Raw genomic sequence first — 12552 nt, forward strand, 5'->3', positions numbered from 1 at the left:
ATCGTGCGCCTGTTTACCCCTTCTGTTCCGCCGCAACCGCTTATTGCGGCGCGCTCGGCGTCGTCGCGGGCGTGTCGGTGACCGCACCGGGGGCGGTGCTGCCCGACGGATTGTCGCCGCCGGTGGTGGTCGGCGTCGTCGGCGCGGGCGCCTCGGCGCTGGGCGGGGCGGCGGTCGCCTCGCCCGGCACGCTCGGCCGAGTCGCCACCGGCACGACCAGCTCGCCTGGCGCGAGCGGGGTCAGCGGCTTGGCGGGATACTCACGCATCAGCTTGTAGGCGCGCTGATACCATTCGCTGCCCGGGTAGTTGGCGCCGAGCACCGCCGCGGCCTTCTCCGCCTCGGGGCGGACGCCGAGCGCGAGATAAGTCTCGGTCAGCCGCATCAGCGCCTCGGGCGCATGGGTCGTGGTCTGATACTCGTCGACGACGCGGCGGAAGCGCAGCGTGGCGGAGAGCCACTGCCGGCGCCGCTCGTAGAAGCGGCCGATCTCCATCTCCTTGCCGGCGAGATGGTCGCGCACCAGATCGATCTTGAGTCGCGCATCGGCGGCGTAGCGCGTGTTGGGATAGCGCCGCGTCAGCTCGCCGAGCGCGTCCTGCGCCTGCGAGGTGATCTTCTGGTCGCGCGTGACGTCGTTGATCTGCTCGTAATAGCTCATCGCCACAAGATAGTAAGCGTAGGGGGCGTCGCGGTTGCCCGGGTGCACCGAGAGGAAGCGCTGCGCGCCCTGAATCGCCTGAGTGTAATCGCGGTTGAGGTAGTAGCTGAATGCGCCCATCAGCTGCGCGCGGCGCGCCCAGACCGAATAGGGGTGCTGCCGCTCCACCTCGTCAAACAGCGCCGCCGCCTCCTTGTACCGGCCCTGATCGAGCCGCTGCTTCGCGGCCGAATAGAGCGTGCCCACGTCGCGCGCGACATAGGGCAGATCGGCCCGATTGGATTTGCCCGCGCAGCCGGCGACCGGCAGCGCCAGCGCGGCGACGAGCCCGAGCGCGAGCGGCCGGACGGAGGGGGAGCGGAAAAGGGGGGTACGCATCGACCCGGCTCTTAGCTTAAGGAGGTCGCGACGAACAACGGCTTTCACGCGGACGCAACGCGCCGCGCGCACGACACGTTGTCGCCGCTCGATCCGCTCGCACCCAAGGAGTCCGCATGCCCGCTACCCTGCTCGCCACCAAGCGCGTCGAGAAGCCCTGGGGGCGGCACCACCTGTTCCCCGGCTTCCCCGATCCGGCACCCGATGCCGAGCCGATCGGCGAGATCTGGTTCCAGTCGCCCCACCCGGAACAGTCGGAGCTGCTGATCAAATACTTGTTCACCAGCGAGAAATTGTCGGTGCAGGATCACCCTTCCGACGAGGAGGCGCAGAAGCGTGGCCTGCCGCGCGGCAAGGACGAGTGCTGGACCATCCTGGCCGCCGAGCCCGAGTCGACGATCGCGCTCGGACCGCTCCAGCCGATCACGCGCGAGGAGCTGCGCGCGAGCGCCGAGGATGGCAGCCTCGAGCACAAGCTCGACTGGAAGCCGGTGAAGGCGGGCGACTTCTTCTACTCGCACTCGGGCGTGATCCACGCCATCGGCGCGGGCCTTACGCTGATCGAAGTGCAGCAGAACTCCGACACGACCTATCGCCTGTTCGATTACGGCCGGCCGCGTGAGCTGCATCTCGACGACGGCGTCGCCGTGGCCGACCTCGAGCCCTACGTCGATTATCCCTCGCCCGGCGAGGTCGCGCCGGGGCGCATCATCCTCGTCGAAGGTCCCAAGTTCGTGCTGGAGCGCTGGACCGGCGGCGCGCGCGAGATCGCGCTGCCCGAAGGCACGACCGGCTGGCTCGTCCCGATCCGTGGCGAGGGCGTGGTCGCCGGTGTCGAGTGGAAGGCGGGCGAGTGCGTCACCGTCACGGGGCACGAGCAGCTGCACGCGTCGAACGATGCCGACCTGCTGTTCGCCTACCCCGGGCAGCGGCGTCTGTGAGGCTGCGGCAGGAGCGTCGCTAACATAAGCTAAGCTCCTGAATTTGATCCATAGTAAATCTTCTTCGCTCCATTCTCGCACCATTCATGTTAGCGATGTGCATCAGACCGCGATCGCGGCACGGACACGGGGATGGACGCGATGGATCGCGCGGCGTCGCGGAGCCTGATGAGTTGCCTAGTTGACGAGCACATGCGGGTCGTTGACGCCGACGACGACTTCGTCGCCATGCTGGGTTACGGGCGCGACCTGCTGGTCGGCCGCAGCGTCCTGGAGTTTACGCACCAGGACGATCGTACCGTCAATCGCCAGCGCTCGGACGCGCTGCTCGCCGGCGGCGACCCCTTCTCGATCACCAAACGCTACATCGCCGCCGACGGTAGCGCTATCTGGGTGACCAACCACGTCAGCCTGTTCCACACCGGTACCAAGCGGCGCCAGCTCGCCACGGTCGAGGTGCTGGAGACGCCGCGGGTCGAGGATCAGCGCCGGCTGCTTCGGGTCGCGGCCGAGCGGATCCTCGCCAAGCGGCGGCTGCGCTCGCATTTTTTCCAGGGCGAGATGTTCGGCGAGCCCGCCTTCGACCTGATGCTCGATCTGTTCGTCCAGGAATTGTCCAACCGCCAGACCTATACCACCAGCGCGGCGGTCGCGTCGGGGGCGCCCCTCACCACCGCGCTGCGCCAGATCACCATGCTGGTCGAACGCGGACTGGTGTGCCGCGAGGCCGATCCGGTCGACCGCCGCCGCGTGCTGCTGCGGCTGACGAGCGAGGGCAGCAAGCAGATGTGGGACTATCTCGCCGCGGCCGAGAAGATCTGAGCGCCGCGCCATGCTCGGCTCGTCGCCGGGTCGGCGCGCTTCACCGCAGCACCGCCGGCGGCGTCATTGCCGGTTCAGCCGCCACCCGGTCTAGACGGCGGCCCGGCCCGGCGACGGGCCTCAGCCAGTCCGCCCGCCGCATCGCGGGCGGGGAGAACAGTTCGCATGACCGACGTCCCTCGCCCGCGACCGGGACGCACGCTCGCCGCCGCGCTCGCGCCGCTGGCGCTCGCCGCCGCGCTCGCCGCCGCGCCCGCGACGGTCGCGCGCGCGCAGGCGATCATGCCCGTCGCCAATCCGGAGGCCGACCGGCTCGCCGAGCTGGTGCGGCGCATCGGCGCGTCGCCGCGCGACCTCTCCGCGCTGGTCGAGGCGGGCGAGCTGTCGTTCAAGCTCGGCGATGCCACCGCCGCCGCCGCGCTGTACAAGCGCGCCGAGGCGATCGATCCGCGCAACGCGCGCGTGAAGGGTGGGATCGCGCGCATCCTGGTCAACGGCGAGCGCCCCGGCGAGGCGCTGCGCTATTTCGACGAGGCGCAGCGCTATGGTGCGGTGATGGCGCGTTACGCCGACGATCGCGGACTGGCCTACGACCTGATCGGCGAGCAGGAGCGCGCCCAACGCGACTATCGGCTGGCGCTGGCGCAAGGCGGCGTGCAGGGCGACGAGCTCGACGAGATCCGCCGCCGCTACGCGCTCTCGCTCGGCATCTCGGGGCGGCAGCAGGAGGCCTTGGCGGAGATCGACGCGCTGCTGCGCCGCTCCGACCGCGGCGCGTGGCGCGCGCGCGCTTTCATTCTCGCGATGGGCGGCGACGTCTCCGGTGCGAACCGCATCGCCACCGGGATGATGCCGCCGGGCATGGCGCAGGGACTCGCCGCCTTCTTCCAGCGTCTGCCGACACTGAACGCCGCCGACCGCGCCTTCGCAGTGCATTTCGGCGAGGTGGCGCCGACCGCTGCGCGGCTCGCCGACGCGCGCATGGTGCCGGTACTGCCTGTGCTCGGCGCCGATCCTTACGCGCCGCGGCGGCTCGAGGTCGCCGCCGTGACACCGACGCCCGTTGCGGAGAAGCCGCTGTCGCGCAGCGAGCAGCGCCGCCGCCTGAAGGAAGCCGAGCGTCAGCGCCAGCTCGCGGCGCGTACGGCGTCGCCAAGCCGGCAGATCGCCGCGCGTCCCGCCGTATCTCCGACGCCGACTCCGACTCCCCCGCAACAGGTCGCCGCCGCGTCCCTGCCGGCGATACCGTCGACCGCGGCCGCGCGCACGTGGCCGCTGGCCTCGGCCGCGCCCGCTAGCGTCGCGCGCGCACCTGCCGCACCCGCGCCGGACACGTCCGTTACCACTGCCAACGCGGCGCCGACCACCGCGCGCGCACCTGCCGCGCCCACGTCGAGCGCCGTAGCCGCTGCGGCGCCGGCGCCGAGCGCCCCGACCTCGACCTCGCCGCCGACCGCCGCCGTGCAGGTTGCCGCTGCAACGTCTCCGCCACCGACGCCGACGCCGCTCCCCTCACCCGCCGCATCGCGCCCCTCCGCGGCGCCCGCGCCCGCGATCGGCACCGCGCGGCCGACGCCCCCGCGTCTGGGCGAGGACTCGATTCTCGCGCGCATCGTCGCGGGCATCTCGGTGCCTGGCGCCGAGCTCGGCGTGGCGCCGATGCCGGGCACGCAGCGCGTCGTCGCGGTCGCCGCGCCGCCCGCCCCGACCGGTGCCTCGCTCGACGAAGCGGCGGCGGCGGCCGAGCGCAACGCGGCCGCCGACGAGCAGAAGCGCCAGCGGCTCGCCGCGGCGAAGCGCGTCACCACGCGCGACGTCACCGCCGAGGAACCGGTCGAACCGACGCGGGCGCGCGGCCGGCGACTCGCCGCCGCGGACAAGCGCACGTCGCGCGCCGCCGAGGAAGAAGATGCACCCGTCGGCAAGAAGGGCGCGCGCGGGCGTGCCGCTGCCGACGACGAGCCGCCCGCCAAGGGCACCGCCGCCAAGACAGCCGGCAAGAAGGGGGCGAGCGACAGGAAACTCGCCGTCGAGAAGGACAGCGACTCGGACGACGCCCCGGCCGGCAAGGCCGGCAAGACCGGCTCCAAGGTCTCGGCGAAGGGAGCGGCGAAGGCCGAGCGCGAGGAACCCGCGCGGATCTGGGTCCAGGTCGCCGGCGGCGCCAATCCCGGCGATCTCGGCAAGGCGTGGAAGTCGGCGCAGGGCAAGGCGCCGGCTCTGGCCGGCAAGCGCGCCTATACGACGCCGCTGCGCGCGACCAACCGCGTCGTCACCGGTCCGTTCAAGACGCAGGCCGAGGCGCGCGCGATGGTCAACACGCTCGCCAAACAAGGGCTCTCCGCCTTCACCTTCACCAGCGAGGCGGGCCAGAAGGTATCCCGGCTCGACGACCAGTGAGCGGCACCTCGCACCGTGCGCCCTGGGCGTCCGACCCGGCGCGCAGCCGCGGTCGGCTCCACCGCGAGGACGTGGGCGACCGTGGCCCGCGCGACGCCTTCCAGCGCGACCGCGACCGCATCATCCACTCGATCAGCTTTCGCCGACTGCGTCACAAGACCCAGGTCTTCCTCGCGCCCGACGGCGACCATTTCCGCGTCCGGCTGACGCATAGTCTGGAGGTGGCGCAGATCGGCCGCACGATCGCGCGCACGCTCGAGCTCAACGAGGATCTTACCGAAGCGTTGTGCCTCGCGCACGACATCGGCCACCCGCCGTTCGGCCACGCCGGCGAGGACGCGCTGCGCGCTGCCACCCACGCGCGCGGCGGCTTCGACCATAACGGCCACACGCTGCGGACACTGATGCGGATCGAGCGTCCCTATCCGCGCTGGCCCGGCCTTAATCTCACCTGGGAAACGCTCGAAGGGCTGGCCAAGCACAACGGCCCGGTGCGCCGCCCCGGCTGGGCGCTGGCCGAGGCGGACGCCGAGGCCGCGCTCGCGCTCGAGACGCACGCCTCGCTCGAGGCGCAGGTCGCCGCACTCGCCGACGACATCGCCTACGACAATCACGACATCGACGACGGACTGCGCGCCGGCCTGCTGACGCTCGACCAGATCATGGCGGTGCCGCTGGTGGCTCAGGGGTGGGGCCGGGTCGAGTCGCGCTTCACCGACGTGCCGCGCGCGCGTCTGGCCGGCGAGCTGATCCGCAGCCAGATCGGCGCGATGGTCAACGATCTGATCGCCGAGTCGCGGCGCCGCATCGACGCCGCCGGGGTGACGAACGTGGAGGAGGTACGCGCCGCGGGGCGGGCGCTCATCGCCTTCTCGCCCGAGATGGCGGCCGCCGAGCGCGAGCTGAAGCGCTTCATGTACGCCAACCTCTACCATCACCCGCGGCAACTCGCCGCGGCGGAAGCCGCCGCGCAGGTCGTGGCGGGGCTGTTCGCCGCCTATCGCGACGACCCGGCGCGTCTACCGGACGAGTGGCGCGCGCGGCTTCCCGAGGACGAGCCCGGGATCACGCGCCACATCGCGGACTTCATCGCCGGCATGACCGATCGCTACGCGATCGCGCGCTACCGCGAAGTGGTCGGCGCGATCGACCTGCCCGAGGGCTTCTGAACCAGCACCAAAGCGGAAGGGCGACGCTCCCCTCCCTACTGCCCGAGTCAGTTCAGATGGAGCGTCGTCGCCGCGCTGGCCGCGATCCGGCGTGCGCCCCCACTCACGCGGCGCCAACCGCGCCGCGGCATCGCGCGGTCGTAGTAGCTCGACGAGCGAGCGACATGGTGGATCATGTCGCCGTAGCGCCGCCCGGCGTGTGCGGCGACGTCGACCATGTTGATCACAGCACCGGTGATCGAGCGGCCGAACACCTGCACCGCGACCCGCGCCGCCTCGGGATCGGTCTTGCCCCAGCGCAGCACCAGCAACGTCGAGTCGGCCACGTCGGCGAGCATCTTGGCGTCGCGCACCGGCAGGATCGGCGGGGCGTTGAGGATGACGAGGCTGTAATGCTCGCGCAGCTGCGCGATCAGGCGCGGCAACCGCGGCGAGCTCAGCAGCGCGCCCGGGTCGAGCGGCGCCTGCCCCGCCCCGAGCGAGGCGAACGGCTGCCCCTCGTGCGACACGCTGAGCTGGTCGAACGAGGCGTCGCCCGCGAGATACGCGACCACGCCGGTCTGCGGCACCTCGCCGGGTGCGGCGCTGCCGAGCGCGAGCTCGGGGCGGCGCAGGTCGAAGTCGACCACCACGACGCGCTGGTCGACCCGCGTCGCGGTCGCGGCGAGGCTCTTGGCGATCGTGTTCTTGCCCTCCGCCTCCAGCGGCGAGGTGATCACCACCACGTGCGACTGGCTGGTGCGACGCCCCTCCAGCTCGATCAGCAGGTTGCGCATCGCCTCGGCGAAGCGCGAGCGCGGTCGCTGGTTGACCAGATCGTGGCTCGCCGCACCCGACCCATCCTCCAGCCGCGTGTCGGGCACCATCGCCAATGTCCGCACGCCGAGCAGCCGCTCGACCTGCTCGGCGGTGCGCAGCTTGATGTCCATCATCTCGACGACCAGTGCGAGCACCGCGCCGAGCGCCGCCGAGGCGAGCAGCGCGATGCCGAGTGCCTGCTTGGGCAGCGGTGAGCTCGGTGAGTCGGGGATCGGCGCGCGCGAGACCACCGCGATGTCCGCCTTGGTCTGCGGGTCGAGGCTGAGCTTGCCGTTGAGCAGCGCCGCGACCGAGCTGTACAGCGCGTTGGCGGTCTCCGCCCGGCGCTCGAGCTCACGCAGCTGCACCGCGGCGGCGCCCTGCGCCAGCGCGGTGCCGCGGATGCCGGATGCGCTCGCCGCCATCGCCGCGGCGCGCGCCTGGCTTGCCCCCGCCTGCGCGGCGAGATCGGTGCGAATGCGCGCGCTCTCCTGGTCGATCCGAGTGCGCAGCGCGGCGATCTCGGCGTTGACCTTGGCGACCTCCGGATAGCCAGGGCCGTAGAAGCCGGCGAGCTCGCTCTGCCGCCGCGCCAGCGTCGCCTCCTGTTCGCGAAGGCCGGCGAGCAGCGGCGAGGTGGCCGAGCCCCCCGCCTGCGCGCGGCGCGCCTCGGCGATCCCGTCCGCCCGCGTCTGGCCGACAAGTCCGGCGAGCTGGGACGCGCTCGCCGCTGCGCCGAGCTCGGGCTGCGACACGAGCAAGCCGTGCGACGTGCGGAAGGCGGCGACCGCGCGGTCCGCCGCGACCGCGGCGTCGCGCGACTGCGCGAGACGGGCGCTGAGATCGTCGATCGTGGCGACGCGCGAGTCGGTCGACTCGGCCATCTGCGACTTGATGTAGGTATCCGCGACCCGGTTGGCGATCAGCGCGGCCTTGCGCGGGTCGGCCGAGGAAGCGGTGATGTTGATCATGCTCGACCGCGCGACACGGCTGACGTCGAGCCGCTCGATCAGTCGGTCGACCACCGCCTCGTTGCGCGCGCGCTCGATCGCTTTCGGCGTGACCGCGGCGGTGACCGTCGGCGGATTGATCCAGCCGAGCAGCCGGTCGAGCAGGCCCGGCCGCGCGTCGCGAGGCGGCGCGAACTCGGGATCATTCGCCAGGCGCAACGTCGCGGCGACCTCGCGTGCCAGGTTGCGCGATTGAAGGAGTTCCACCTTGGTCTCGATCGCGGTCTCCTGGCTGGGGCTGACGATCGCGGTCGGCAGCGCGGCGACGTTGGTGCTGGCGTCATCGGGCTTGACGATGATCGTCGCCGTCGCGCTGTACACCGGCGTGGTTCGCAGCACGACGAACAGCGCCGCCGCGACGCCGAGCAGCACCACCAGCGCGATCAGCGCGGCGCGCCGATAGAGGATGCGCACCACCGAGGCGAGATTGAGATACCCCGATCGGGTCCCGGGGTGTGCCGAGCGCGGATCCGTCCAGTCGCGCTCGCCCCAGTGCGTCTCGCCCCCGTTTCTCTCGCCCGAGTCATTCTCGCCATGACGCATCATCGCCGGCGGCGCGCCGGGCGTGCTGAGTTCGCGCATCGGAGCCCCCTTCGGCTATTTAAAGCTGCATCTCGTGTGTCGGCGCCCGATCGCGCGTGCGCGGCTCGGCCGCCGCGGCGACGCGCGGTGACACAGCGCCGTCGCTCGGCTGCGCCAGCCCGCGGCTCAGCGCCCAGACCGCGGCCTGGGTACGGTTGAGCACGTGCAGCTTGCGCAGGATCGACTTGACGTGGACCTTGACGGTCGCCTCGGTGATCGAGAGCCGCCGCGAGATCACCTTGTTGGGCTCGCCCTGGATGAGCCCCTGCAGGATCTCGAGCTCGCGCTCGGACACGTTGACGTCGCCCAGGTCGATCTCCGGCTCCACCGTAGCGGCTTCGAGGCGCAGCGAGGCGAGCTCGTTGACCACCTGCGAGGGCACCAGCTTCTCGCCCAGCACGATCAGCTTGAGCATCTCGGTCAGCCCCGCGACCGAGGTCTCGATGCTGAGATAGCCGTCCGCTCCCGCCTGGATCGCCTCCGCCACCGCGGCGCTCTCGCAGGCCCGCGCCATCACGGCGAGGCGTACCTGCGGCCAGCGTGCGCGCGCGTCGCGGCACATCCCCGTGGCCTCGCCGGGCGGTGCGCGCAACAACACCAGATCGGGCACGGGGGCATCGCATGCTGCCGCGCAGCTGCGTGCCACGCCGATCACGTCGAACCGCTCTCCCCCGAGCAGCCGACGCAGTCCTTCGCCCTCGATCTCATTCGGCGATACAATCAACAGGCCGATCCGTCCGCTCATCTGCTTCCCCCACGAGCTGATCGTCCGGTGTCTTCCGCACCGCCCCCACGATCGTTGTATGTAACGCCGCGCCCTGGTCGACGTAATATAATTTGATCGCAGCCAAGTGAACGACGGCAAAGTTACAATTGACCCGTTTCAGGACAGGCGGAGTAATCCCCAGATCGTGACGCAGGCGATATGGATAAGCGCTTGTTACCCACGCACGTTAGTTCTTCGGCGTGACAAGTCTCTTCCTAGATGATCTGCTCCACTACTTTGGTTGAGGGTGGTACTCCGGAAGTGGTAGACCAACGGTGCGAGCGCGTTAATGCAGGGCGCGCACTCCATTGCCGGTCGAGCTGGAGGGCGGGTTGGCCTGCCCTCGCAGCAGCGATCGGCCGGATTGCGCGAGTCGACAGATGAACCAGCATCTCGCGTGAAATAAGGTGGCGAAGGCCAGCCCCTCGTCACCGGCGAGATAGCCGAACGCCTCGGCGATCACCCAGCGCGCCGCGCGCCGGTCCGGCAACGACTCGCGCCGGACGATTGCGATCGTCCACTCGCCGGCGCGAACGATCATCGTCCGGGGTGCCCCCGGAGCGACGCCGCGAGAAGGATCGAAGCGAATGATCATCCGCCGCGACCCTCGTCGTGCCTCGCGCAGGGGGCGGCGCTCCGCCGCGCCGCAGTGGGAAGCGGTCGCGCCTGCAGACGCGGCTCGGTCGGTCGTTGAAAGCGTGGCGCCCGCATGTCCCGTCGCGATCTGGTGAGACGAAGGCGAAGGCTGCGCCGCACGTCGGCGAGCGTCAACGGCTACGAGCGATTAACCCTTCGGGACGCGCAAACGCGTCAGGCGAGGATGTCGCCGAGCTCGTCGAGCGAATAGGGCTTGCGCAACAGTGCGAAGCCGTGGTCCTGCTCGCCGACCAAAGCGTGGCTGTAGCCGGTGGTCAGCACCACCGGCAGCGCGGGCCAGCGCGAGCGGACCGCACGCGCCAGATCGAGCCCGCTGATGCCCGGCATGATCACGTCGCTGAACACGAGGTCGAACTCGTCGCGGGCGCGTTCCAGCAGATCGAGTGCCGCCTCCCCGTTCGAGATCCAGGTGACGGTCTGGCCGAGCTCCTCGAGCAGCCCGCGCGCGAACTGCCCCACCGCCTCATTGTCCTCCACCAGCAGGACTCGACGCGACGGCAGCGGGCGCGTGGGGGCGCGCGGCGGTGACGCGACGACCGGCGCGGCACCTCCGGCCAGCGGCAGATAGAGCGTGAAGACGGTCCCGATCCCGGGCTCGCTGTGGACGTCGATCTCGCCCCCGCTCTGCTTGGCGAAACCGTGCACCTGGCTGAGCCCCAGTCCGGTCCCCTGATTGACGGCCTTGGTGGTGAAAAAGGGTTCGAAGATCTTCTCCAGCACCTCGGGCGCGATGCCGCTGCCGGTATCGCTGACGCGCAGGGCGACAAAGCGGCCCTCGGCACCGCCGTGGCCGCGCACCGCGGGCAGGCCGTCGACGATCGCCGGCACGAGCGAGAGCGCTCCGCCCGCGGGCATGGCGTCGCGCGCGTTGATGACAAGGTTGAGCACCGCGCTCTCGAACTGGTTACGGTCGGCGTTGACGATGGCACCCGCGAGGGTAGCAACGCTGAGGATGACAGTAGCGCCGACGCTGGTCTGCATCAGCGGCCGCATCTCGGCGAGCCGCTCGCTGACGTCGAACCGCTCGGGCTTGAGCGGCTGTCGGCGCGAGAAAGCGAGCAGCTGCGAGGTGAGTGCGGCGGCACGCTCGGCCGTCTGCGCGATCGCCTCGACGTATCGCTCGCGCTTCTCAGGGGCGAGCGTCGGAAGCTTGAGCAGATCGGCCGAAGAGCGGATGATCGTGAGCAGGTTGTTGAAATCGTGCGCGACGCCGCCGGTGAGCCGGCCGACGGCCTCCATCTTCTGCGCCTGCGCCATCGCCTCGCGGGCGCGCTCCAGCTCCTGCTGCGCCTGCCAGCGCTCGGTGAGGTCGCGCGTGATCTTGGCGAAGCCGATCAGCGCGCCGCTCTCGTCGCGGATCGGGTCGATCAGCACGCCGGCACGGAACCGCGCGCCGCCCTTGCGCACGCGCCACGCCTCGACCTCATATTTGCCCGCCTCCAACGCAGTGCGCAGCGCGCGCTCTGGCTCGCCACGCGCGCGATCCTCGGCGGTGTAGAAGGCGGAGAAATGCTGCCCGACGATCTCCTCGGCGTCATAGCCCTTGATCGCCTGTGCGCCGCGGTTCCAGTTGGTGACCCGTCCCGCGGGGTCGAGCAGGTAGATGGCATAATCGCGCACGCCCTGGACCAGCAGGCGGAAGCGCTGCTCACTCTCCAGCAGCGCGCGCTCGGCGGCGCGGCGTTCCGTGATGTCGCGGGTTACCTTGGCGAAGCCGATCAACGCGCCGCTCTCGTCCAGCACCGGGTCGATCACCGCGCTGGTCCAGAAGCGCGTGCCGTCCTTGCGCACGCGCCAGCCCTCGGCCTCGTACGTGCCGTGCGCCGCGGCCGCCTCGAGCGCGCGGCGCGGGAGCTCAGCGGCCTGGTCCTCGGGCGTATAGAAGCGGGAGAAATGCTGGCCGATGATCTCGGCCGCGGCATATCCCTTGAAACGCTCGGCACCCGCGTTCCAGCTCGCGACATGGCCGTCGCGATCGAGCAGGTAGATCGCGTAATCGCGCACCGAGTTGACCAATCGCTCGAAGCGACCGGCCCCGCTCAGCGCTTCCGGCACCTGCCATTCCTTCACGTCACACCCGCTATCGCTATCCAGGATCGGCCCCGCCGGACAGACCGCGAGATGAGCGATGTCGTCCCAAGAGCCTGGGCGGGTCAATGGCCCTGTCATAGCTCTGGATCATAGCGCAGGGCGCAGCGCGCCCTGCCTCGGCGCTGCTCGCACGTGCGCCCCCGCCAGCGGTGAGCTGCGGGGGAGTGTCGGTAAGGGGAAGGTTGGTTGCGGGGACAGGATTTGAACCTGTGACCTTCAGGTTATGAGCCTGACGAGCTACCGGGCTGCTCCACCCCGCGTCACGCTCTCCTTGGTG

General features: G+C 70.8%; 9 protein-coding genes and 1 tRNA gene. 4 read left to right on the forward strand and 6 right to left on the reverse strand.

From position 1 onward, the window contains the following. Positions 1–40: 40 nt before the first annotated feature. Positions 41–1039 (reverse strand): outer membrane protein assembly factor BamD, encoded by a 999-nt coding sequence (locus tag FHY03_RS15245; protein ID WP_183919340.1) that lies wholly within the window; start codon positions 1037–1039, stop codon positions 41–43. 116 nt (positions 1040–1155) lie between these two features. On the opposite strand from FHY03_RS15245, the gene FHY03_RS15250 reads away from it, so the two are divergent. The 4 genes from FHY03_RS15250 to FHY03_RS15265 all read left to right on the forward strand — a co-directional run bounded on the left by FHY03_RS15250 (position 1156) and on the right by FHY03_RS15265 (position 6371). Continuing rightward, positions 1156–1980, forward strand: coding sequence for a class I mannose-6-phosphate isomerase (locus tag FHY03_RS15250; protein ID WP_183919338.1), 825 nt, complete (start codon positions 1156–1158; stop codon positions 1978–1980). 168 nt (positions 1981–2148) lie between these two features. Then, a complete protein-coding gene (locus tag FHY03_RS15255) occupies positions 2149–2802 on the forward strand; it encodes a PAS domain S-box protein (RefSeq protein ID WP_260159222.1) in 654 nt (217 codons plus the stop codon). 165 nt (positions 2803–2967) lie between these two features. After that, positions 2968–5202, forward strand: a complete 2235-nt coding sequence (locus tag FHY03_RS15260; protein ID WP_183931573.1) for an SPOR domain-containing protein — start codon at positions 2968–2970, stop codon at positions 5200–5202. Further along, entirely contained in the window at positions 5199–6371 is a 1173-nt protein-coding gene (locus FHY03_RS15265) for a deoxyguanosinetriphosphate triphosphohydrolase (RefSeq protein ID WP_183931574.1), read from the forward strand. The genes FHY03_RS15260 and FHY03_RS15265 overlap by 4 nt, the downstream gene beginning before the upstream one ends. Positions 6372–6418: 47 nt before the next feature. Here the strand turns inward: FHY03_RS15265 and FHY03_RS15270 are convergent, their stop codons facing one another. The 5 genes from FHY03_RS15270 to FHY03_RS15290 all read right to left on the reverse strand — a co-directional run bounded on the left by FHY03_RS15270 (position 6419) and on the right by FHY03_RS15290 (position 12535). Then, positions 6419–8761: a Wzz/FepE/Etk N-terminal domain-containing protein gene (locus FHY03_RS15270; protein WP_183931575.1), complete on the reverse strand. Its 2343-nt coding sequence runs from the start codon at positions 8759–8761 to the stop codon at positions 6419–6421. A 19-nt stretch (positions 8762–8780) separates the two neighbouring features. Then, positions 8781–9506: a response regulator transcription factor gene (locus FHY03_RS15275; RefSeq protein WP_183931576.1), complete on the reverse strand. Its 726-nt coding sequence runs from the start codon at positions 9504–9506 to the stop codon at positions 8781–8783. A gap of 307 nt (positions 9507–9813) precedes the next feature. Continuing rightward, a complete protein-coding gene (locus tag FHY03_RS15280) occupies positions 9814–10122 on the reverse strand; it encodes a hypothetical protein (protein ID WP_183931577.1) in 309 nt (102 codons plus the stop codon). Between the two features lie 215 nt (positions 10123–10337). After that, positions 10338–12254, reverse strand: a complete 1917-nt coding sequence (locus FHY03_RS15285; protein WP_311721859.1) for a PAS domain S-box protein — start codon at positions 12252–12254, stop codon at positions 10338–10340. A 204-nt stretch (positions 12255–12458) separates the two neighbouring features. Next, a tRNA-Met gene (locus tag FHY03_RS15290) sits at positions 12459–12535 on the reverse strand. Positions 12536–12552 lie beyond the last annotated feature (17 nt).

Source organism: Sphingomonas sp. BK345, from assembly GCF_014193845.1.
Taxonomy (GTDB): Bacteria; Pseudomonadota; Alphaproteobacteria; order Sphingomonadales; family Sphingomonadaceae; genus Sphingomonas.

Excerpts from the sequence above, each read along its gene's own strand:
- FHY03_RS15245 (WP_183919340.1), bottom strand. The coding sequence starts at position 1,039 with ATGCGTACCCCCCTTTTCCGCTCCCCCTCCGTCCGGCCGCTCGCGCTC.
- FHY03_RS15280 (WP_183931577.1), bottom strand. The coding sequence starts at position 10,122 with ATGATCATTCGCTTCGATCCTTCTCGCGGCGTCGCTCCGGGGGCACCC.
- FHY03_RS15275 (WP_183931576.1), bottom strand. The coding sequence starts at position 9,506 with ATGAGCGGACGGATCGGCCTGTTGATTGTATCGCCGAATGAGATCGAG.
- FHY03_RS15250 (WP_183919338.1), top strand. The coding sequence starts at position 1,156 with ATGCCCGCTACCCTGCTCGCCACCAAGCGCGTCGAGAAGCCCTGGGGG.
- FHY03_RS15270 (WP_183931575.1), bottom strand. The coding sequence starts at position 8,761 with ATGCGCGAACTCAGCACGCCCGGCGCGCCGCCGGCGATGATGCGTCAT.
- FHY03_RS15255 (WP_260159222.1), top strand. The coding sequence starts at position 2,149 with ATGAGTTGCCTAGTTGACGAGCACATGCGGGTCGTTGACGCCGACGAC.
- FHY03_RS15260 (WP_183931573.1), top strand. The coding sequence starts at position 2,968 with ATGACCGACGTCCCTCGCCCGCGACCGGGACGCACGCTCGCCGCCGCG.